The organism is Saccharopolyspora terrae (genome assembly GCF_004348435.1).
Taxonomy (GTDB): Bacteria; Actinomycetota; Actinomycetes; order Mycobacteriales; family Pseudonocardiaceae; genus Saccharopolyspora; species Saccharopolyspora endophytica.
This window is the reverse complement of the sequence record NZ_SMKS01000070.1, coordinates 1-21,626: the sequence shown is the minus strand read 5'-3', so window position 1 is coordinate 21,626 and position 21,626 is coordinate 1. Positions and strand designations below refer to the sequence as shown.

Annotated in this window: 20 protein-coding genes; 11 read left to right on the top strand and 9 right to left on the bottom strand. The window is 70.8% G+C overall.

Annotated features, from left to right (window positions below; genetic code table 11):
* The 4 genes from E1181_RS26560 to E1181_RS26545 all read left to right on the top strand — a co-directional run bounded on the left by E1181_RS26560 (position 1) and on the right by E1181_RS26545 (position 7,450).
* Positions 1–462, top strand: coding sequence for a tripartite tricarboxylate transporter TctB family protein (locus tag E1181_RS26560; RefSeq protein WP_165944762.1), 462 nt, complete (start codon positions 1–3; stop codon positions 460–462).
* Positions 463–1,959 carry a tripartite tricarboxylate transporter permease gene (locus E1181_RS26555; RefSeq protein WP_132678887.1) on the top strand — a complete coding sequence of 499 codons (1,497 nt, stop codon included), beginning with the start codon at positions 463–465 and terminating at the stop codon, positions 1,957–1,959.
* Positions 1,960–2,284: 325 nt separating this feature from the next.
* The gene (locus E1181_RS26550; RefSeq protein WP_235877060.1) at positions 2,285–3,247 is read left to right on the top strand and encodes a lysozyme; all 963 of its coding nucleotides are present in this window, start codon (positions 2,285–2,287) and stop codon (positions 3,245–3,247) included.
* A gap of 192 nt (positions 3,248–3,439) precedes the next feature.
* Positions 3,440–7,450 (top strand): tetratricopeptide repeat protein, encoded by a 4,011-nt coding sequence (locus tag E1181_RS26545; protein ID WP_132678884.1) that lies wholly within the window; start codon positions 3,440–3,442, stop codon positions 7,448–7,450.
* A gap of 7 nt (positions 7,451–7,457) precedes the next feature.
* On the opposite strand, the gene E1181_RS26540 is transcribed toward E1181_RS26545, so the two are convergent.
* Complete coding sequence (locus tag E1181_RS26540) at positions 7,458–7,772, bottom strand: hypothetical protein (RefSeq protein WP_132678882.1); 315 nt, start codon at positions 7,770–7,772, stop codon at positions 7,458–7,460.
* Between the two features lie 223 nt (positions 7,773–7,995).
* On the opposite strand from E1181_RS26540, the gene E1181_RS26535 reads away from it, so the two are divergent.
* From E1181_RS26535 to E1181_RS26525, 3 genes are read left to right on the top strand one after another with little or no spacing between them, the layout of a single operon-like run.
* Positions 7,996–9,156, top strand: a complete 1,161-nt coding sequence (locus E1181_RS26535; RefSeq protein ID WP_132678881.1) for an acetyl-CoA C-acetyltransferase — start codon at positions 7,996–7,998, stop codon at positions 9,154–9,156.
* A gap of 21 nt (positions 9,157–9,177) precedes the next feature.
* Positions 9,178–9,639 carry an FAS1-like dehydratase domain-containing protein gene (locus E1181_RS26530; RefSeq protein WP_132678879.1) on the top strand — a complete coding sequence of 154 codons (462 nt, stop codon included), beginning with the start codon at positions 9,178–9,180 and terminating at the stop codon, positions 9,637–9,639.
* A gap of 2 nt (positions 9,640–9,641) precedes the next feature.
* Positions 9,642–10,070 (top strand): MaoC family dehydratase, encoded by a 429-nt coding sequence (locus E1181_RS26525; RefSeq protein WP_132678878.1) that lies wholly within the window; start codon positions 9,642–9,644, stop codon positions 10,068–10,070.
* Positions 10,071–10,264: 194 nt separating this feature from the next.
* Here the strand turns inward: E1181_RS26525 and E1181_RS26520 are convergent, their stop codons facing one another.
* The 4 genes from E1181_RS26520 to E1181_RS26505 all read right to left on the bottom strand — a co-directional run bounded on the left by E1181_RS26520 (position 10,265) and on the right by E1181_RS26505 (position 14,425).
* Positions 10,265–11,341, bottom strand: a complete 1,077-nt coding sequence (locus tag E1181_RS26520) for an acyl-CoA dehydrogenase family protein (protein ID WP_132678876.1) — start codon at positions 11,339–11,341, stop codon at positions 10,265–10,267.
* Positions 11,342–11,483: 142 nt separating this feature from the next.
* Entirely contained in the window at positions 11,484–12,455 is a 972-nt protein-coding gene (locus E1181_RS26515; RefSeq protein WP_132678875.1) for an acyl-CoA dehydrogenase family protein, read from the bottom strand.
* Positions 12,452–13,567: an acyl-CoA dehydrogenase family protein gene (locus E1181_RS26510; protein ID WP_132678873.1), complete on the bottom strand. Its 1,116-nt coding sequence runs from the start codon at positions 13,565–13,567 to the stop codon at positions 12,452–12,454. The genes E1181_RS26515 and E1181_RS26510 overlap by 4 nt, the downstream gene beginning before the upstream one ends.
* A 3-nt stretch (positions 13,568–13,570) precedes the next feature.
* Positions 13,571–14,425, bottom strand: a complete 855-nt coding sequence (locus E1181_RS26505) for an enoyl-CoA hydratase (protein WP_132678872.1) — start codon at positions 14,423–14,425, stop codon at positions 13,571–13,573.
* 104 nt (positions 14,426–14,529) lie between these two features.
* Between E1181_RS26505 and E1181_RS26500 the strand changes: the two genes are divergently transcribed.
* From E1181_RS26500 to E1181_RS26490, 3 genes are read left to right on the top strand one after another with little or no spacing between them, the layout of a single operon-like run.
* Positions 14,530–15,720 (top strand): acyl-CoA dehydrogenase family protein, encoded by a 1,191-nt coding sequence (locus E1181_RS26500; RefSeq protein ID WP_132678870.1) that lies wholly within the window; start codon positions 14,530–14,532, stop codon positions 15,718–15,720.
* On the top strand, positions 15,717–16,490 hold the full coding sequence (locus E1181_RS26495) for an SDR family oxidoreductase (RefSeq protein ID WP_132678869.1): 774 nt from the start codon (positions 15,717–15,719) through the stop codon (positions 16,488–16,490). The genes E1181_RS26500 and E1181_RS26495 overlap by 4 nt, the downstream gene beginning before the upstream one ends.
* 44 nt (positions 16,491–16,534) lie before the next feature.
* Entirely contained in the window at positions 16,535–17,161 is a 627-nt protein-coding gene (locus E1181_RS26490) for a TetR/AcrR family transcriptional regulator (protein ID WP_235877059.1), read from the top strand.
* A gap of 94 nt (positions 17,162–17,255) precedes the next feature.
* On the opposite strand, the gene E1181_RS26485 is transcribed toward E1181_RS26490, so the two are convergent.
* The 4 genes from E1181_RS26485 to E1181_RS26470 are packed head-to-tail and all read right to left on the bottom strand — an operon-like array spanning position 17,256 to position 20,679.
* Positions 17,256–18,308, bottom strand: coding sequence for an NAD(P)H-dependent flavin oxidoreductase (locus E1181_RS26485; RefSeq protein WP_207922331.1), 1,053 nt, complete (start codon positions 18,306–18,308; stop codon positions 17,256–17,258).
* 11 nt (positions 18,309–18,319) lie between these two features.
* Positions 18,320–19,063 carry a CoA-transferase subunit beta gene (locus E1181_RS26480; protein WP_132678865.1) on the bottom strand — a complete coding sequence of 248 codons (744 nt, stop codon included), beginning with the start codon at positions 19,061–19,063 and terminating at the stop codon, positions 18,320–18,322.
* Positions 19,060–19,929, bottom strand: coding sequence for a CoA transferase subunit A (locus E1181_RS26475; protein WP_132678864.1), 870 nt, complete (start codon positions 19,927–19,929; stop codon positions 19,060–19,062). Before E1181_RS26475 ends, E1181_RS26480 begins: the two co-directional genes overlap by 4 nt.
* Entirely contained in the window at positions 19,930–20,679 is a 750-nt protein-coding gene (locus E1181_RS26470) for an enoyl-CoA hydratase family protein (protein ID WP_132678862.1), read from the bottom strand.
* Positions 20,680–20,773: 94 nt separating this feature from the next.
* On the opposite strand from E1181_RS26470, the gene E1181_RS26465 reads away from it, so the two are divergent.
* The gene (locus tag E1181_RS26465; RefSeq protein WP_207922330.1) at positions 20,774–21,526 is read left to right on the top strand and encodes an SDR family oxidoreductase; all 753 of its coding nucleotides are present in this window, start codon (positions 20,774–20,776) and stop codon (positions 21,524–21,526) included.
* Positions 21,527–21,626: the final 100 nt, after the last annotated feature.

Sequence of the window (21,626 nt, the reverse complement as noted above, 5' to 3'; positions counted from 1 at the left end):
GTGCAGGACCGTCGAACCGCGCTCTCCACCGGCCTGTTCGGGGCGCTGATGCTGCTGGGTGCGGTGGTGATCATCGTCGACGCGACACGGCTGCCGGACCAGAACTCGGCGATGGGACCGGCCGTGATGCCGGTGATGGTCGCGGTGCTGCTCGGCGCGGTCGGGATCGGCCTGCTGGTGCAGGCCGGGCTCCGGCTCCCCGGAGCCGCGCGCGCAGAGCTCCCGGGCGCCTGGTGGCGGGTGGTCGCGCTGGTCGCCGTGCTGCTCGCGTTCGCGCTGCTGCTGCCGCTGATCGGCTACGTGCTCACCGCGACGGGGTTGTTCGTCGGTGCCGCGCTGCTGCTCGGTGCTCCGCGCCGCTGGGCGCTGCTCGCCTACGGGTGGGCGCTGGCCGCGGCCGTGTTCTTCGTCTTCGACCGGCTCATCGGGTTGAGCCTGCCCAGCGGACCTTGGGGCTTCTAGATGGAACAGATCGGACTGCTTCTCGACGGATTCGCCAACGCCCTCACCCCGGGACACCTGCTGTGGGCGCTGGTGGGCGTGACCATCGGCACGGCCGTGGGAGTGCTGCCCGGCATCGGTCCTGCGCTGACCGTGGCGCTGCTGCTGCCGATCACCTTCCGGCTGGAGGCCTCCAGCGCGCTCATCCTGTTCGCCGGCATCTACTACGGCGGCATGTACGGCGGGTCGACGACCTCGATCCTGCTCAACACCCCCGGCGAGAGCGCCTCGATGGTCTCCGCGCTGGAGGGCAACAAGATGGCGCGCGCCGGACGCGCCGCCTCCGCGCTGGCCACCGCTGCGCTCGGCAGCTTCGTGGCCGGGACCATTGGCACGCTCGGCCTGACGTTCCTCGCGCCCGTGGTCGCCGGGTTCGCCACCAGCTTCGGGCCGCCGGAGTACGTGGCGCTGATGGCCGTGGCGTTCGTGACGGTCAGCGCGCTGCTCGGTCCCGACCTGCTCAAAGGGGTCGCTAGCCTGCTGGTCGGGGTGGCGGTCGGTCTGGTGGGCATCGACTCGCAGACCGGGCAGCCCCGGCTGACCTTCGGCGTGGACTCGCTGCTGGACGGCATCGACGTCGTCATCGTGGTGATCGCGCTGTTCGCGCTCAGCGAGTCCTTCGGGCACCTGCTCAGCGGGACCGGCGCCTCGACGGTGCAGCCGCTGCGCGACCGCGTCGTGCTGTCGCGCTCCGACCTGCGGCGTTCCTGGCCGGCGTGGCTGCGCGGAACGGCGCTGGGCTTCCCGATCGGCAGCCTGCCCGCCGGGGGAGCGGAGGTGCCGACGTTCCTGAGCTACAGCGTGGAGAAGCGGCTGACCAAGCACCCGGAGGAGTTCGGGCACGGCGCGATCGAGGGCGTGGCCGGGCCGGAGGCGGCCAACAACGCCGCCTCGGCGGGCGTGCTGGTGCCGCTGCTGACCATCGGGCTGCCGACCTCGGCGACGGCGGCGGTCATCCTCACCGCGTTCCAGTCCTACGGGCTGCAACCGGGGCCGGAGCTGTTCGAGGAGTCCGGACCGCTGGTGTGGACGCTCATCGCGAGCCTCTACATCGGGAACCTGATGCTGCTGGTGCTCAACCTCCCGCTGGTGCGGATGTGGGCGAAGCTGCTGACGATCCCGGCCTACGGCATCTACGCCGGGGTGCTGGTCTTCGCCGCGCTGGGCACCTACGCCGCCGGTGGCACGACGGTCGACCTGGTGGTCCTGTGCGCACTGGGACTGCTGGGGCTCCTGATGCGCCAGGCGGACATCCCGGTCGCCCCGGCGGTGGTCGGCTTGATCCTGGGGCCAATCGCCGAACAGCAGCTGCGCCGCGCGCTGACCATCTCGGAGGGCGACCTGTCGATCCTGGTCTCGGGCCCGATCGCCATCACGCTCTGGGTCGTGGCGGTGCTGGCCCTGCTCGTCGCGATCGGGGCTCCGCTGCGCCGCGCGGTCACGCGCAGTGCCCGGTGACGGAGCGCGCTCGCACGAGCCGGGGGCCTGCCGGGACGGGGTGGCGCTGTGGTTAGATTCCGGCACGCCCTGGGGGCGTCTGACGGTGCGTAACCGGATATGTGGGCATTGATACCCGATGGGGTGAAACTAGGTAGTCGTCTAGGTATAAACCTCGATGGCAGACCACTCTCCGTCGCGGAGTGTGGGGCTCGTGAAACCCGAGACCCCCGACCACAGCAAATCCCCCGAAAGCAACGACCCCGCCTCGACCCCGAAGCACGAGGCGAACGAGCGAGGGTGGCACGCCGAGGCTCAGGGAGCTGACAACGCTCTGCTTCAGCGCGTGCTGGACGCACCCGCCGTGCGGCGCATCCGGGAGAGGGTTGCTCCGCACGTCCCCGAGTCCGTCAAGAACGCTTCCCAGCAGCGCTCCGTGCAGGTGGGCGCCGGTATCGCCGCGGTGGGCATCGTCGGCCTGATCATCGGCGGCTTCGCCGGTGGTGATGATGGGCGCGACGTCGAAGAGGCCGCAGTGGCCGCCCCGATGGCGCAGGCAGCCCCGCAGCCCGCGGAGCAGAAGAAGGCCGACCCGCCGCAGACCCGCGCGGAGACCAAGTCCGAGGTCAAGTCCGAGGCCCAGGACGGTGAGGCCAAGCAGGACGCCCCGCTGGGCCCGCCGATCGAAGGCATCGACGTTTCCAACCACAACGGGAACATCGACTGGAAGAAGGTCGCAGCCGACAACAAGAAGTTCACCTTCGTGCTCGCCAGCGACGGCACCGACTTCTCCAACCCCAAGTACTCCCAGCAGTACCACGGTGCCAAGGACGCGGGCCTGATCGCGGGTGCCTACCACTTCGCGCGGCCTGACGACTCCGACGGTGCGACCCAGGCCAACCGATTCCTGGACATCATCGACTACAAGAACGACGGCAAGACCCTGCCTCCGGTGCTCGACCTCGAGGTCGACCCCAACGGCGGCAGCTGCTACGGCATGAGCGTCGACCAGATGCACCAGTGGACCAAGTCGTTCAACGACACGGTCAAGCAGCGCACCGGCAAGGACCCGATCATCTACGCGAACCCGTCCTTCTGGAAGCAGTGCATGGGCAGCACGGACACGTTCAAGGACCACGACCTGTGGTTGGCGGCCTACGAGGTCGACAGCCCCACGGTGCCCAAGGGCTTCCAGGACTGGGACTTCTGGCAGTACACCGACAAGGGCAAGGTCGCCGGAATCAGCGGCAACACCGACATCAACCAGTACAAGGAAGGCTTCGAGCGCCTCAAGCAGCTCGCCAGCTGACCGAGCGCGCAATTCCTGGGAGCGGGTCGTCCATCGCATGGGCGGCCCGCTCCTTTCGCGCGTGCGGGGGAAACGTGGCCGCGGGCGGTCTGCACGCGCCCCAAGGGCGATATTCTCGTCCTCGGCGATCACCCGATCGGAGGGCGCGGCGGAATGTCACGGTGGGAGCAAGAGGTCACGCGAGCGAGGCAGTTGCTGCTCGACAGTGATCACGACGCCGCTGCGCAGGCGTTACGCACCGTGCTGGAGGAAGGCGACTACGAAGCGGCCGCTCAAGCCGGTCTGATGCTCGGGGCGATCCTCACCGAGAACGACGCCCTCGCCGCCGCCCGCGACGTCTACCAACGAGTGATCGACTCCGGTCACCCCGTGCACGCCCAGGCCGCCGCCCTCGCCCTCGGGCACCTGCTGCTCAACACCGGGGAACTGCCCACCGCCCAGGTGCTGCTGCGCTTCGCCACCGAAGGCGCCGAACCCGACGAGGCCGGCCGCGCCGACGTCCTGCTGGCCCAGGTGCTCCAACGGCTCGGCGACATCGCCGGCGCCCGCGAGGCCCGCACCCGCGCGCTGTCCTGCGGCGATCCCGCCGTGGTCGAAGCCGCCCAGCAGCTCAACCTGCCGCCCGAGCGCACCGAGGGGACCGAGTTCCTGCAGATCGCCTACCAGCGCGCGCTGGCGATGCTGGAGCAGGGGCGCGACCACGACGCCGAACCGCTGCTGCGCAAGCTGCTCGACAGCGGTCACCCGCACTACGGCTCGCTCGGCGCGGGCAAGCTCTACGCGCTGCACGTCGACGACACCGACGTCACCAGGCGGCTCGCCGAGCAGATCATCGAGCTCGGCCACCCCGAGCACCTCGCCTGGGGCCACGTGCTGCGCGGCGGTGTGCTGGTGGCGCTCGACGACCCGGCCGGGGCCGCGCGGGCCTACGAGCGCGCCGCGCAGGACCCGCGCCCCAGCGTGCGGCTGCGGGCGCTGATCCAGCTGAGCCTGCAGCTGCGCCGGACGGACCGGATCCCGCAGGCCCGCGAGGTGCTGCAACGCGTCATCGAGAGCCGCCACCCGCGCTACGGCCTGGAGGCGCTGGGCGTGCTGGCCGAGCTGCAGCGCGACACCGGCGAGATCGAGGCCGCGATCGAGACGTTCGGCCAGGTCGTGGCCTCCGGGCACCCGGACAAGGCGCCGCGCGCCGCCTACCACGTCGGCGTGCTGCGGTACGACCAGGGCGACGAGGCAGCGGCGGCGGAGGCGTTCCGGCTGGCCGCCGAGGCCGAGGACGCCACCGTCGCGCACGAAGCGGCACTGGCTCTGTCCATGATGGACTCCGAAGCGCCGGACGTCGAGGACACCGCGCAGCTGGTCATCCCGCCCATCGAACCCGAGCCCGCCGAGCCCGTCGACCCCGCCGAGCTGGAACGGCGCGCGCGGCAGGCAGCCGCCTCCGGTGACATCACCGCCGCCCGCGAGGCCTACCAGCTCCTCGTCGACGGCGGCTCCGAAAACGCTCCGCGCGCGCAGGTTTCGCTGGCCATCGCCGAAGCCGCGCTGGGCGATCCCGGCCGCGCCCGGGAGCTGCTGCGCCGCCTCGCGGCCACCGGCACCGGACCGGACGCGCGGCACGCCGCCTTCATCGACGCGCTGCTCGACGAACCCGCCGCGCGAGGCGTGCTCCCCGTGCTGCTGCGCGTGGAACGCGACGACGAGTCCGAAGTGGACGCCCTGCTCGCAGGTGCGGAACCGTCGGTGCGCGAGCTCGCCGAGGTCACCCGCGCCGAACGCGGCGAGGACACCCCGGTGGAGGTCCTCACGCGGCTCGCCGAGTCGCCGAACAAGCTGTGCGCCACCGCCGCGCGCTACGCGCTGGCCGAGGACCTGCTGCTCGGCGACGACCAGGAGCAGGCCCGCCGGTTGCTGCAACGCGTCGTCGACGAGGGCCACCCCGCGCTGCGGCCGTGGGCCGCCAGCAGGCTGGGTGAGCTACTCATGGAGCAGGGGGATCCGGACGGCACCATCGCCGCGTTCGAGACCGCGCTGGCCACCAGGCATCCGGCGATCCTCGGCGACGTGTTCGGCAAGCTGTCGCTGATCTACCGGACGCTGGAGCGCAACGAGGCGCTGATCGACCTCTACCAGCGCACCGCCGCCAGCGGGCACTCCGAGTACGGTCCGCGCGCGGCGTTCCTGCTCGGCGAGCACCACGTCGACAACGACCGCCTGGACCTGGCGCTGGAGATGTTCACCCGCGCCGCGGGCTCGTCGTCGACGGTGGCCCCCGCGTCGGTGTTCGCGATGCGCGCGCTGCGCCAGGAGCTCGAACCGGCGCGCGCGAGCTTCATGTGGCTCGCCGACGAGGACGAACCGCTTTTCACCGTCAGCCAGCTGTGCCTCGACCTCGCGCACTGCTACCGGCGGCGCGGCGTCCCGGAGTTCACCGACTGGGCGCTGCGGCTCATCGCCGAGTCCGGGCACGTCGAACTGCGCCAGCGCGCCCTGCTGCTCCTCGGCGCGATGCGCGACGAGAAGGGCGACGCCGACGGCGCGCTGGACGCCTGGCGCCGGGCGGCCGAAGGCTCGGACCAGGAGGAAGCCGCTGTCGCGAAGGTCAGCACGGCCGATCTGCTGCAGCGCGCCGGAAAACCCGAGCACGCCGCCGAACTGCTCGCCGAGGTCGCCGCCGCCGGGGTCGGCAGCTCCGAGGAGGCCGCCGCGCGCCTCACCGAGAGCCGGGCCACCCTCCCGGAACCGGAAACCCCTGCTGGGGAAGAGGAACCCGCTGAGGAACGCGCGCACCGGCTGCTGCGCGAGGGCGAGGTGGACGCCGCGCGCAGCGCGGTGGCCGAGCACTACGGCTCCGAGCCGGTCGCCGACTTCTGGTGCGCGGCCTGGACCGATCTCGCCGCAGCGGCCCGAGTCCTCGCCGACGCCGGTGACGAGGACGCGCGCATCTGCTCCCAACTGGGCCTGGACTTCGGCCGCCGGTCGCAGGCGGCGGGCGGCTCGGACGCGCCCGCGTTCTTCCGCCTGGTCGCCGATCACGGCCACCGCACCGCGCTGCCCAAGGCGCACATCGCGCTGGGCAAGCTCGCCGATGAACGGGGCGAGAACGCCATCGCGCTGAGCTGGTACCGCCGCGCGATCCGCACCGGTGAACCCGCCGCCATAGCGCGCGCCGGAGTCCTGATGGCCCAGCTGCTGATCCGCGTGCACGACCTCAACGGCGCGATCGCCGTCGCCCGCCACGCCAAGACCGAAGGCGCCGGGACCGCGGCGGTGGAGGCCGGCGTGCTGCTGGGCCACCTGCAGCACCGGGTCGGCGAAGCCGCCGAGGCCAAGCGGACCTGGGACGAGACCGAGCGCGATGCAGACTCGCCCGAGATCTTCGGCATGGCGCTGCAGCGCCGCATCCGCGCCGTCGGCGAGTCCGCCCCCGAATCGGCGGAGATGCTGCTGCGCGCCGCCGAGTCGGAAGACCCCTCCACCGCGGTCCTGTCGCACCTGCTGCTCGCCGACCGCGCCGAGGAGCGCTCCGAGACCGTGCGGTGGCTGGAACGCGCGGTGGCGCTGGGAGTTCCGGTGCACTCCGATTCCGCCCGCAGCCGCCTCGGCGAACTGCTGCTGGAGGACGGCGACCGGGACGCCGCGCAGCGCCACTTCGAGCGCGTCAGCAACTGCGAGGACCGGGAACTGGCCGCGCGAGGCGATTTCGGCATCGGCCTGATCCGGTACGAGACCGGTGACCTGCCGGGTGCGGTGAACGCGTTCGTCAGGGCCGCGACGCACGTGCCCGAGGCGGAGCTGGGGGAGGACGCGTTGAACAACGTGCGCGTCGTCCTCGACGAGCAGCGCGGCCACGGCGACCACCTCGAGGCCGCCGACACGCTGCGGCGGATGACCGCGGTGGTGCCCGAAGCGCACGTCGCGGAATGGGCGCAGGAGACGGGTTCGGCGCTGCTGGCCGACGACGACCCGGACTCGGCGCTGGTCTACCTGCGCTGCGCGGTCGAGATCGGCGCCCCGGAGCCGGCCCCGGAGGCGGTGCTGAGCCTGGGAGAGGCGCTGCACCGGCGCGGCGACCTGGCCGGAGCCCGACAGGCCTACGAACGGGTCCTCGGCGCGGGCGAGCACCTCGCGGCGCAGGCCAACTACCGCCTCAACGAACTGCGGGCGGCGGAAACCCCCGTGGGCAGCCGCGAAGCCCGCTAGCGGGTCCTCAGGCCCGGATCAACGGTTTCGGCAGGGCCAGCACCTCGTCCACGACGTCGACGACATTGCCGGTCGTGCGCCAGTAGGCTGCGTTGTCGTCGGTGCGGATCTCGCCGCGGCGCGGTACTCGCGCGGCGCGGACGTGGTCTTCGGCCAGGACCTCGACGATGTCGATGACGTCACCGTGCGGGCGCACGTAGATCAGCGCCTCCAGCTCGCCGGTGCCGTCGCGCACCGGTGGCATGAGTTGAAACCCCCGCAGCACCAACTGGCGCAACCACATGCTCGGGTCGGGTTCGCCGACCTGTTCTGACGAAGGCATCTGAAGCCCCCAGATCGTTCGTCGCAGCTCGTCTGCACGTGCACGCGCATTTCGCCAGACTTTAACACAGCGGAGAGCTACCAGTCGATCACGGAAAGTGATTGCAGGGGCCGTTCGCAGGGCGAACGCGGGTGGGTTCGGTGCAACCAAACGCTTGCTTGTTTTTCGCGTCTCGCCGAGACTACTCTCGAACTGGCCACTGGTGCCGACGAAAGGGACTCCCATGGCGGAGGCTTACATCATCGACGCGGTTCGCACGCCGGTCGGCAAGCGCGGCGGCGGCCTCAGCGGGGTTCACCCCGCGGACCTGTCCGCGCACGTGCTGCAGAACCTCGTGGACCGCACCGGGATCGACCCCGCGGGGGTCGACGACGTGATCTGGGGCTGCGTCGACACCGTCGGTGCGCAGGCGGGCAACATCGGCCGCACCGGGTGGCTCGCGGCCGGCTACCCCGAGCACGTCCCCGGCGTCACCGTGGACCGCCAGTGCGGTTCCTCGCAGCAGGCGGTGCACTTCGCCGCCCAGGCGGTGATGTCGGGCGTCAACGACCTGGTGGTCGCGGGCGGTGCGCAGAACATGACCGCCATCCCGATCGGCAGCTCGCTGCGCGGGTCCGACCAGCTCGGATTCCCCCGCGCCTACGGGCCCGACTGCGGATCGGAGGGGTGGGCCAAGCGCTACGGCGACGAGGTCGTCACCCAGTTCCGCGGCGCCGAGCTCATCGCCGAGCAGTGGGACATCTCCCGCGAGGAGATGGAGCAGTTCGCGCTGCGCAGCCACCTCCGCGCCATCGCCGCCATCGACGGCGGGCACTTCGACCGCGAGACCGCACCGCTGGCCGGCGTCGAGCACGACGAGGGGCCGCGGCGCGACACCGGCAAGGACAAGCTCGCCGGGCTCAAGACCCTCACCGACGGCGGCCGCCTCACAGCCGGTGTGGCCAGCCAGATCTCGGACGGATCGGCGGCGCTGCTGGTGGCTTCCGAGCAGGCCGTCCGCGAGCACGGGCTGACCCCGCGCGCCCGCATCCGGCACATGAGCGTGCGCGGCGACGACCCGGTGAAGATGCTGACCGCGCCGATCCCGGCCACCAAGCACGCGCTGGACAAGGCCGGCATCGCGGCGTCGGAGATCGACGTGGTGGAGATCAACGAGGCCTTCGCCAGCGTCGTCCTGGCCTGGCAGAAGGAGATCGACATCGATCCCGCCAAGGTCAACCCCAACGGCGGCGCCATCGCGCTCGGTCACCCGCTCGGCGCCACCGGCGCGAAGCTGATGACCACCATGCTCAACGAGCTGGAGCGCACCGGCGGGAAGTACGGCCTGCAGACCATGTGCGAGGGCGGGGGAACCGCCAACGTCACCATCATCGAGCGGCTGTGATTCTGAGACTGCGGAGGAAGTGTGGCGATCAACAGGGATTACATCGGGTTCGAGTTCGCCTCCGACGAGGCCTACGAGGTCACCCGCGGCAAGATCCGCGAGTTCGCCGACGCGATCGGTGACCCCAACCCCGCCTACCGCGATCGGGCGGCGGCTCGCGCGCTCGGGCATCCGGACGTGATCGCGCCGCCGACCTTCGGCATCGTGGCCACGGGCGCGGCGTCGGAGAAGAACCCGATCCTGCGCCCGGACTTCGGGTTGAACTACCGGATGGTGGTGCACGGCGAGCAGAAGTTCAGCTACCGGCGCCCCATCCGCGCCGGTGACGTCCTCAGCACGAAGGGCCGGATCGTGGAGATCCGCGACGCGGGCCGCAACGAGCTGGTGCGCATCGAGACCGACATCGTCGACGTCCACGGCGACGTGGTCGGAACCGCGGTCAACACGATCATCTCTCGTGGGACCGCAGAGGGAGGGCAGTGAACGTGGCTGCGAGCGTGGCTTTCGACCAGGTCGAGGTCGGCACGGAGATCCCTCCGCAGCGCTATCCCATCCAGCGGCTGACGCTGGTGCGCTACTGCGGTGCCTCGGGTGATTTCAACACCATCCACTGGAACGAGCGGATCGCCAAGTCGGCCGGGCTGCCGGACGTCATCGCGCACGGCATGCTCACGATGGCCGAGGCCGCCCGGCTGGTCACCGACTGGGTCGGTGACCCCGGTGCGGTCGAGGAGTACGGCGTGCGGTTCGCCAAGCCCGTGGTCGTCCCCGACGACGACACCGGCGTCGAGGTCGAGGTCGCCGGCCAGGTGACGGAGAAGCTCGACGACAACCGCGCGGTGGTGGAGCTCTCGGCCACCTCCGGCGGAGTCGAGGTCCTGGCCCAAGCCCGAGCAGTCGTCCGCCTGGCCTAGCTTGACGTCACAGGCGGCGAAAGCCGCCGTCTCCAGTGCTGGACTCAGCTCGCACCGCCCGGAATTCTCCAGCGGCGGTGCGAGCACGCCTCGACGCCGTGCATTGGACATGCGCCAGCCGTGGCGCGCGGAATCCGCAGCGTCGCTCGGGTTCCCCCACCCGCACCGCTGAGCGATGCGACTACGAACGCCTCCTAGGCGGTCAGCAGCGTTGCTCGGTGGTCGCTCGGGGTGCCGAACAGCTGGGTCGCGGAGTGGGCGCGCTTGAGGTGCAAGTGCGCTTCGTGCTCCCAGGTGATCCCGATGCCACCGTGCAGCTGCACCCCTTCGGCGGCGATCGCGTAGTAGGCCTCGGTGCAGGCGGACTTCGCCATCGCCGCCAGTTCGCTCGCCCGGTCGTCCTGGGTGGACACCGACCAGGACGCGGCGTAGGACAGCGAGCGCGCGGACTCCACGGCCACGTAGCAGTCGGCCAGCCGGTGCTTGAGCGCTTGGAACGAGCCGATCGGGCGGCCGAACTGGGTCCGCATCTTGGTGTACTCCACCGTCTCGTGCAGCCAGCGCTGAGCGGCTCCGACCGATTCCGCGGCCAGCGCGGCTGCGGCGACGTCGACGATGCGCTGCACCGGCGGGTGTCCCAGCAGGCGGGCGGGGGTGGCGGTGAGGTCGACCTCGGCCATGCGGCGGGTCAGGTCCAGGGGAGTGGTGGCGGTGGCCTCGGGCTCGGCGGCCTCGAACAGCGCGGGTCGCCCGTCGGCGGTGGCCAGCACCAGGACGGTGTCGGCCTGCGCCCCGTCGAGCACGTGCACCTTGCGCCCGTCGAGCAGCCACGCGTCACCGTCGCTGCGAGCCGTCGTGCGGAAACCGTCACGCGCCCAGCCGGTTTCGGGCTCAGCCCAGGCGAGGGACACCACCTGCTCGCCCGAGGCGATCCCGGGCAGCAGCCGCTCGCACGCCGCCCGATCCCCCGTGGCCAGCACCGCTTCGGAGGCCAGGACCGCGCTGCCCAGGAACGGGATGTCCGACAACCGCCGGCCCAGCTCCTCCACCACGATCAACGTCTCCAGCAGGCTGAACCCACCACCTCCGAACTCCTCCGGGATCCCCAGCGAGTGCGCCCCGACCTGCTCGGCGAGCTGCGCCCACACCTCCCGGTCGTACCCCTCGGCCACGACATCGGGCTCTCGGACCTCCGGTCCGCCCCGCCGGTCCAGCAACCGCCGCACGACCCCGCGCAACTCGTCCTGCTCCTCGGTGAAAGCAAACCGCACGACAACCTCCCAGCTCAGATGCTCATCCACGTCGAACCCGCCCCGACCCGCCGAGGCCCGGCGATTTCAATGGAACTCAGGAACCGGATTTCAGTGGAAATCAGGACTCCGAGTTCCACTGAAATCGTCGAACCCGCTCGGGTCAGGGGCTTCCGATGGGGGTGTCCGGGTCTGCGGCGAGGGATCGGGCGATGCGGCGGCGGTGCCAGGTGGGGGTGCCCCAGGACTGGCGCAGGGCTGCGGTCTTGGTGAGGTGGCGGTGGAGGTCGTGCTCGGCGGTGTAACCGATGGCGCCGTGGACCTGCAGGGCGATGCGGCTGGTCAGGTGGGCGGCGTCGGCCGCCGCGAGCTTGGCCGCCGAAGCGTCGCGGCCGGCGTGCGCGGAGCCCGCCGACAGGGCGGCGCCGCGGATGAGCGGACGGGCGAACTCCAGCTTGAGCAGCGCGTTCGCCAGGTGGTGCTTGACCGCCTGGAACTCGCCGACCGGTCGCCCGAACTGCTGCCGCTGCTTGACGTGCTCGGTGGCCAGGTCGAGCATCCGGTGCCCCAGCCCGAGCAGGTAGGCGGCGCAGCCCAGCACCGCGACGTCGAAGGCCCGGTCGAAGTCCGCGCCGGGGGTCTCCTCGCCGGGGCCCTCGACGTCGAACAACCGGCGTGCGGCGTCGAAGGAATCCGTCCGCTGCAACGAGATCGGCGACAGGAGGCGGTTCGATCCCGGGCCGCACGCGTAGACCTCGTCGGCGAGGTCGGCGTCGAGAGCGTGCGGAACGTGCTGCTCGACGATCGCGGTGCGCACCCTGGTGTCGGCGGTGAGGTCCGGCAGCAGCGCCGGGAGGAACGCCAGCGACTCGATCACCGGTCCCGGCAGCCCGGCGTAGCCGCATTCCTGCAGGCAGAGAGCCAGTTCGACCGGGCCGAGTCCGAGTCCGCCGCGCTCCTCCGGCAGCGTCACACCGGTGACGCCGAGGTCGGCGAGGCTCCGCCACAGCTTGCGCCAGCTCTCGCCGTCCCCGTCGGCCCAGGAGCGGGCGATGGCCGGCACGTCGGCGGCGGTGAACATGGCGCGCAGCGTGTCGGCCATGTCCTGCTGCTCGGGTTCGAGCACGAATCTCATCGCGACCCCCTCGGCAGTCCGAGCACCCGCTCGGCGGCGATGTTGCGCTGGATCTCGTTGGTCCCGGCGTAGATCGGGCCGGCGAGCGAGAACAGGTACCCCTCGACCCACGAGCTCGTCTCCGCCTCCGGGCCCAGCAGGTTCCAGGCGGTTTCGTGCATCGAGGTGTCCAGTTCGGACCAGAAGATCTTGTTCAGGCTCGCCTCGGCGCCCAGCCCGGCGCCGTCGAGCACCTTGGTCACCGTCTCGAACGTCGCGAGCCGGTACGCCTGCGCGGACACCCACGCGTCGACCACCCGGTCGTCGTCGAGCCCGCCGGGCAGCTCGGTCAGCTTCCGCGCGGTGGCCAGGAACCGGCCCGGACTGCGCAGTGTGAGCCCGCGTTCGTTGCTGGCCGTGCTCATCGCGACCCGCCAGCCGTCGCCGACCCCGCCCAGCACGTCGGCGTCCGGGACGAAGACCTCGTCGAGGAACAGCTCGGCGAAGGCGGGTTTGCCGTCGATCCGCTGGATCGGCCGGACCGTGACCCCGGGCGCGTCCAGCGGGAACAGGAAGTAGGTCAGGCCCTGGTGCCGGGGCGCGTCCGGGTCGCTGCGGAACAGCCCGAAGGCGATGTCGGCGAACGCCGCGCGCGAACTCCACGTCTTGTTGCCGCTGAGCAGCCAGCCGCCGTCGACGCGGCGCGCTGTCGAGCGGATTCCGGCCAGGTCGCTGCCGGCTTCGGGTTCGGACCACGCCTGCGCCCAGATGTCCTCGCCGGAGGCCATCCGTGGCAGGTAGCGCTGCTTCTGCTGGTCGGTTCCGTGCTCGAAGAGCGTGGGGGCCAGCAGGAAGATGCCGTTCTGGCTGACGCGACCGGGTGCTCCGGCGGCGTAGTACTCCTCCTCGAAGATCACCCACTGCAGCAGCGATGCGCCGCGACCGCCGAACTCCTCGGGCCACGACACCACCGACAACCCCGCCGAGTGCAGCAGCCCCTCCCACTCGCGGTGCGCGGCGAATCCCTCAGCGGTCTCCAGCGATGGCAGCGGATCGGCGGGCACGTGCTCGCGCAGCCACGCCCGCACCTCGTCGCGGAAAGCCAGATCGGTGTGCGAGAACTCCAGATCCACGGCTCACCCACGCTCCTGGTTGGACTTCTTCATGCTGCGCGCGTCCATGCCGGCCAGCGAGTCCTTGCCGACCTCGGCGTTGTGCGCGTGGGCGAAGTGGTGCAGCCCGAAGGCGGAGTCCATGCCGCTGTGCATGCCCATCAGGTCCTCGGCCTGGTTGATCGCCTTCTTGGTCAGCGACAGCCCGAACGTCGGCATCTCCGCGACGTTGCCGGCCAGGCTCATCGTCGCGTCGGTGAGCTCCTCGCGCGGCACCACCTGGTTGACCATGCCGATCTCGTAGGCCCGCTGCGCGCTCATCCGCTTGCCGGTGAACAGGAACTCCTTGGCGATCCGCGGGCCGAGCATCCACGGGTGGGCGAAGTACTCCACGCCGGGGATGCCCATCTTCACCACGGGATCGGCGAAGAACGCGTCGTCGCTGGCCACGATCAGGTCGCACACCCACGCCAGCATCAGGCCGCCGGCCACGCACGCGCCCTGCACGGAGGCGATGGCGGGCTTGGGCATCTCGCGCCAGCGGCGGCACATGCCCAGGTAGACCTCCTGCTCGCGGGCGAAGCGCGACTCGCCGCCGGTGTGCTTGGTGTGGTCCCACCACAGGCCCGCCCGGCGGGGGTAGCTGACGTCGATGTCGCGTTCGGGAGACCCGATGTCGTGACCGGCGGAGAAGTGCTTGCCCTCGCCGGCCAGCACGATCACCTTGACCTGGTCGTCCTCGCAGGCCCGGTAGAAGGCGTCGTCGAGCGCGTAGGTCATCACCGAGTTCTGCGCGTTGCGGTAGTCGGGCCGGTTCATCGTCACCACGGCGACCTGGTCGCGGACCTCGTAGTGGACGACCCCTCGTTCTGCTGCCATCGGGCGCTCCTAGCTCGGGCTTGCGATTGCGGCACGTCGAGGTTAGCCGAACAAGCAAGTGCTTGGTAGAGTGCCGACGCGGGAACGACGCCGAGGAGGCGGTTGTGGACCTCACCGACAGCGCCGAGGAAGCGGCCTTCCGCCGCGAAGTCCGGCAGTGGTTGTCCGAGAACCTGACCGGCGAGTTCGCCGAAGCACGAGGACTCGGCGGGCCCGGACGCGAGCACGAGGGGTTCGACGTGCGGCTCGCGTGGGACCGGCTGCTCGCCGAACACGGGTGGACGTGCCTGGGGTGGCCGAGGGAGTTCGGCGGGCGCGAAGCCAGCGTCGGCCAGCAGGTCATCTTCCACGAGGAGTACGCCCGCGCGCAGGCGCCGGTGCGCGTCGGCCACATCGGAGAGGAGCTGCTCGGGCCCACGCTGATGGCCTTCGGCAGCCCCGAGCAGCAGAAGCGGTTCCTGCCCGAGATCGTCGGCGCGCGCGAGCTGTGGTGCCAGGGCTACTCCGAGCCCGGCGCGGGCTCCGACCTCGCCAACGTCGCCACCACCGCCCGCCTGGAGGGCGACGAGTGGGTGCTCAACGGCCAGAAGGCGTGGACGTCGATGGCGCACGTCGCCGACTGGTGCTTCGTGCTCGCCCGCACCGACCCCGAACAGCGCCGCCACCAGGGGCTGTCCTACTTCCTGGTGCCGATGGACCAGCCCGGCATCCGGGTGCGCCCGATCATGCAGCTCACCGGCACCTCGGAGTTCAACGAGGTGTTCTTCGACGACGCCCGCACCGCGGCCGGGCACGTCGTCGGCGAGGTCGGGCAGGGCTGGAAGGTGGCGATGGGCACGCTCGGGTTCGAGCGCGGCATCGGAACCGTCGACCAGCAGGTCGTCTTCCGCCGCGAGCTCGCCGAGATCACCGAGCAGGCCCGCGCCAACGGCGTCCTCGGCGACCCGCTGCTGAGCGACCGCATCGCCCGCGCCTGGACCGACCTGGAAGCCCTGCGCTGCACCGTGTTCCGGCTGCTCGGCGCCGAAGGGCCGCCCGGTCCGGAATCGTCGGTGGTCAAGCTGCTGTGGTCGAACTTCCACCGCGAGCTCGGCGAACTCGCCATGGCGGTCGCCGGACCTGACGGGCTCGTCGCCCAGGGCGCGCCCTACGACCTCGACAGCCGTCAGCGGCTGTTCCTGTTCACCCGCGCCGACACGATCTACGGCGGCTCCAACGAGATCCAGCGCAACATCATCGCCGAGCGGGTGCTGGGCCTGCCGCGCGAACCCCGACCCCAGGAGGGCACCCGATGACCCAGGCACCGCCCGCGCACGGACTGCTCAACGGCAAGACCGCGGTGGTCACCGCCGCGGCAGGCACCGGAATCGGCTCGGCGGTCGCGCGCCGGATGCTCGAAGAAGGCGCGCAGGTGCTCATCAGCGACCGGCACGAGCGCCGGCTCGCCGAGACCTGCGCGGAACTCGCCGAGCTGCCCGGCGCGAAGGTCGCCTCGGTGGCCTGCGACGTCACCGACGAGTCCCAGGTGCAGCGCATGTTCGACACCGCGACCAGCACCTTCGGCCAGGTCGACGTGGTGGTCAACAACGCCGGCCTGGGCGGCACGGCCTCGATCCTGGAGATGACCGACGAGCAGTGGGACAAGGTCGTCGACGTCACCCTCGGCGGCACCTTCCGCTGCACGCGCGCCGCGACCCGGCTCTTCCGCGACCAGGGAAACCCCGGTGTCGTGGTCAACAACGCCTCCGTCGTCGGCTGGCGGGCGCAGGCCGGGCAGTCCCACTACGCGGCCGCCAAGGCCGGGGTCATGGCCCTGACCCGCTGCGCCGCGATGGACGCCGCCGAGCTCGGCGTCCGGATCAACGCCGTGGCCCCGAGCCTGGTGATGCACGAGAACCTGGCCAAGGTCACCTCCGATGACCTGCTGGCCACGCTCACCCAGCGCGAGGCGTTCGGCCGCTCCGCCGAGCCGTGGGAGATCGCCAACGTGATCGTCTTCCTCGCGTCGGACTACTCGACCTACCTCACCGGCGAGGTCATCTCGGTCTCCAACCAGCACCCATGACCCTCCGGCGCGCAACGCCGCGGCGGCTTTGAGAGGATGGTCTCGTGGTCTCGACCAAGCGCTTGTCCGCACGCAACCGCCCGGCGCGGGAGAACGGCTCCGAACGCCGAGCCGAACTGCTCGCCATCGCCGGCGAGCTGTTCGCCACCCGTGGGTTCCTCGCGACCACGGTGCGCGACATCGCCGACGCCGCGGGCATCCTCTCCGGCAGCCTCTACCACCACTTCGACTCCAAGGAGGCGATGGTGGACGAGATCCTGCGCGAGTTCCTCGACGACCAGCGGCAGGCCAACGCCAAGATCATCGAGGAGGCCGAGGACCCGCGCACCGCGCTGACCGAGCTGATCAAGCGGTCCTACGCGGCGCTGCGCCAGCACCCGGCCGCGATCGCGATCTTCCAGAACGAGGCCAACTACCTGGCCCAGTTCGAGCGGTTCGACTACCTGCCCGGCGTGGCCGACGAGTTCGAGAAGACCTGGCTGAAGGTCCTCCAGGAGGGGCAGAAGAGCGGGGTCTTCCGCGAGGACCTCAACGCCAAGCTCACCTACCGCTTCATCCGCGACACCGTGTGGACGACCGTCCACTGGTTCAACCCGAGCGGCAAGCTGAGCATCAAGTCCATCGCGGACCAGTACATCAACATCCTCTGCGACGGCATCGTCACCCGCTGACCTGCGATGACGCGCCCGGCCCCGTGGGTGAATTCGAATTTCGCGCGAAATTCGACCCGAAACTTCCGCGGTCGAATTTCGCGCGAAATTCGAATCAGGTGCTGAGCGCGCCGGTCCTGCGGAGAGTGGCCGCTGCTTCGGTGATGAGGGTGTCGATGAGCTTCTCGCAGCTGGGGAGCTCGTCGATCATGCCGACGACCTGGCCCGCCGGGAGGACACCGGCTTCCGGGTGACCGTCGACCAAGGCTGACTTGATCAGCATCGGCGTGTTGGCAGCGAGCAGGACGCGGTGCAGCGGGAGCTTCTGGGCCTTGCGCATGGCCAGACCGTCGGTGACGAGCTGCCGCCAGGACATGCCGGTGAGCGACTTGAACGCCACCGCCTGGCGCAGCGCGTCGGGGAGACGTCGGAGCAGGCCCCTCGACTCGGCGGATTCGGTGAGATCGGTGCGCAGCATCCGGTGCGGCAGACCGTCCACCTTGGACGTGACGACGGTGTCGCCGACCTGCGCCTCCAGGTAGGAGCGCTTGACCTCGTCGGGGACCCGGCTGTCGGTGGTGAGCAGGAAGCGGGTCCCCATCGCCACCCCCGCCGCCCCGTAGCACAGCGCGGCGGCCAGGCCGCGGCCGTCGAAGAACCCGCCCGCGGCGATGACCGGGATGTCCACCGCGTCCACCACCTGCGGCAGCAGCAGGGTCGTGGCCACCGCGCCGGTGTGCCCGCCGCCCTCGCCGCCCTGCACCAGCACCGCGTCCGCGCCCCACGCCGCGACCTTCTCGGCGTGCCTGCGGGCGCCGATGGACGGGACCACCACGACCCCGGCGTCCTTGAGCTTGCCGATCAGCCGCTGCGACGGCGCGAGCGCGAACGAGGCCACCTTCACGCCCTCGCGGATGAGCAGGTCGACGCGCTCCTCCGCGTCACCGGCGTCGGCGCGCAGGTTCACCCCGAACGGCTCGCCGGTGCGCTCCTTGACCTCGCGGACCGCGTCGGTGAGCTGCGGCAACGTCATCGTCGCCGAAGCCAGAACGCCCAGACCGCCCGCGTTCGCGGTCGCCGAGACCAGGCTCGGACCGGCCACCCAGCCCATGCCCGTCTGCACGATCGGGTGGCGCACGCCGGTCAGGTCGCACAGCGGCGTGCGCAGCAGCTGCTCGGTCACGCCGGAACCTCCTTGTCCCGCAACCCCTTCGGGTCGATCCGGTCGCGGATCAGGGTGAGCTCGTCGTCGGTCGGCAACCGGGTCTCGGTGACCTCGTCGACGGCGAGCTCGAAGCCGGTCTTCTCCCGCACCTCGTCCACGCTCACGCCGGGGTGCACCGAACGCAGCCGCATCGAACCGTCCGGGCCCTGGAAGTCCAGCACCGCCAGGTCGGTCACCACGACCTGCACGTCGTGGTACTTCGCGCCGACCTGACGTGCCCGGTCGTGCCCGACACCGGCCACCAGGTCCACGGATTCGACGAAGATCTTCGTGCTGTGGTTGGGGATCCAGTAGTTCGTGGTGTGGTTGACCGAGTTTCCCGGCGCCCCGCGCACCCCGATCAGCTGAACCTTGGGCTGCGCCCAGTCACCGATGCGGGAGATGTTCTGGTTGCCGAACCGGTCCACCTGCGAGGCGCCCATCATCACCCGGCGCTTCCCGCCGGCCAGCAGGTCGAGCACCTTGCCGTAGGGCAGCCAGCCCTCGACCGCGGCGGTGGACTCCTCGCCCAGCGGCGTCGTCTCGGCGATCAGCATCGCCTCGCCGTCGGAGAGCAGCAGCTCGGGCGCGCTGGTCAACCGGGCCAGCCGGGCGCCGATCGAGGGGATCGTGCCGAACGGCGAGGCGATGATCGTCCCCGCGTCGGCGAAGCTGTCGGCGCAGGCCACCGCGCAGACCTCGGCTCTGGTGATCGTCATGCCGGCACCTCCGCGCGCGCGTGGAACCTCTCGACCGCCGCCTGGTAGTCCGCCTCGTCCCCGTCGAGGAACTCGGCGCGGAACGCCTTCCACTGGCCGGGTTTCGCGCTGGCGACGTAGTGCCGCTGGAACGCCTCGTCGCGGCCGTAGTCGGGCACGCAGCTGGTGAAGTGCGCGCCGTGGGGCGTTTCCACCACGCCCTGCGGGTGGAGGCGGTTGATCAGCAGAGACTGCGGGGGAGCGGTCTCGGTGAGCTCCTCGGTCGCCACGATCCGCTCGCAGCTGAGGAAGCTGGTCTCGGCCGCCGCGCACATCAGGTCGTCGAAGTACGGGTCGGGGCCGAGGTACTGGCCGTTGCCGTAGCGGTCGGCGCGGTTCATGTGCACCAGCGCGACGTCGAGGTTCAGCGCCGGCATCGCGACCAGCTCCTCGTCGTCGGCGTAGGGGGAGCGGACGGTGCGCAGCTCCGGGTTCAGCGCCATCACGTCGGAACCGAGCCCGGCGCGGGTGGGCAGGAACGGCAGTCGTGCCGCGGCCGCGCGGAGTCCCGCGAGCACCATGCCCTCGTCGTACTCGGCCACGTCGAGCTCGCCGCGCTGGCGGGCCGCCCGGAAGTGCGGGTCGAGCGGGATCGAGTCCAGCGAGACGAAACCGTAGACGACCTTGCGGAGTTTGCCTGCGGCGCACAGCAATCCGACGTCCGGACCGCCGTAGGAGACCAGCGTCAGGTCCTTGAGGTCGGAGCGCAGGATCGCGCGCACCAGCGCCATCGGCTTGCGCCGGGAACCCCAGCCGCCGATGCCGATCGTCATGCCGTCGCGCAGGTGGGAGACCACCTCGTCGACGGTCAGCTGCTTGTCCTGCACCTACGCCTCCTTCTCGCGGCCGAACTCGGCGCGGATCTCGTCCGACACCCCGGTGAGGTTGAGCTCGAAGGTGAAGCCCTGCTCGAACCGGTAGCTGCGGTTGACGTCCACCGGGTCGATGCCGTTGAGCGCGGCCTTGGCCTTGCGGATCACCAGCGGGTTCTTGGCTGCGATGTCGGCGGCCACCTCCAGCGCGGCGTCCAGGAGTCCTTCGCGCGCAACGACTCTGTGCACCGAGCCGAACTCGGCCAGCTGCTGCGCGGTGGCCGTCTGCCCGGTGTAGAACATGGCGCGCATCATGTGCTGCGGCACCAGGCGGGACAGGTGCGTGGCCGCGCCGAGGGCTCCCCGGTCCACCTCCGGGAGGCCGAAGGTCGCGTCGTCGCTGGCGACGATCACGTCGGAGTTGCCGACCAGGCCGATGCCGCCGCCCACGCAAAACCCCTGCACCGCGCTGATCACCGGCACCGGGCACTCGTAGACGGCCTTGAACGCCTCGTAGCAGCCGTTGTTGACGGCGACGAGCTTGTCGTGGCCGGGATCGGCGGCCAGTTCCTTGATGTCCACACCCGCGTTGAAGCCGCGTCCCTCGGCGCGCAGCACCACGACCCTGGTCTGCGGATCGGCACCGCTGTCGCGCAGCGCCTCGGCGAGGTCGAACCACCCCTTGACCGGCAGTGCGTTCACCGGTGGGTGGTCGACGGTGAGGACCACGATTCCGCCGTCCCGCCGTTCGATTTGCGTGCCCATGCCACCTGCCAAACCTAGCACTTGTTTGGTTGGGTTGTTACCGTAGCAACACCGCAGGACACCCCGCCAGGGGCGAGAACGCAGGGAGCGGCGGATGGGCATCGAGATCGACCTCACCGGCCGGGTCGTGCTGGTGACGGGGGGAACGCGAGGCCTCGGCGCGGGCATCGCCGAGACGTTCCTGCGCGCAGGGGCGGAGGTCCACGTCTGCGCCCGCACACCGGTCGACGAGCTGCCCTCGCACGGCTCGGCCACCGCGCACTTCGCGCAGGTCGACGTCCGGGAGAGCGAGCAGGTCGCCGAGCTGATCGGCAACGTCCGGCAGCGCTCCGGGCGGCTGGACGTGCTGGTCAACAACGCGGGTGGCACTCCGGTCGCCGACACCGCCGGCGCGTCGATCCGGTTGCACCGCAAGGTGGTCGAGCTGAACCTGATGGCGCCCCTGCTGCTCGCTCAGCACGCGCGGGACGCGCTTGTGGAGTCCGGGGGCTCGATCATCAACATCAGCAGCGTCTCCGGTCGCCGTCCCTCACCGGGCACCGCGGCCTACGGAGCCGCCAAGGCGGGCCTGGACAACCTCACCGGCACGCTCGCCCAGGAACTCGCACCCGACGTGCGCGTCAACGGCGTGGTCGTGGGTTTGGTCCGCTCGGAGGACCAAGCCGACCACTACGGCGAGACGGACTTGAGCTCGATCGTCCCCATGGGACGCCTGGCCGAGCCGTCCGACGTCGGCAACGCCTGCCTCTTCCTGGCCTCACCGCTGGCCTCCTACGTCACCGGTTCGACGATCACCGTCGACGGTGGAGGCGAACGAACGGCCTACCTCAACGCAATCCGCACATGACCACCCCAACCCCCACCCACCTCCCCGATTTCAGTGGAACTCAGACCCCGATTTCAGTGGAAATCCGGAACCGGACTTCAGTGGAACTTCGGTTCGGGGC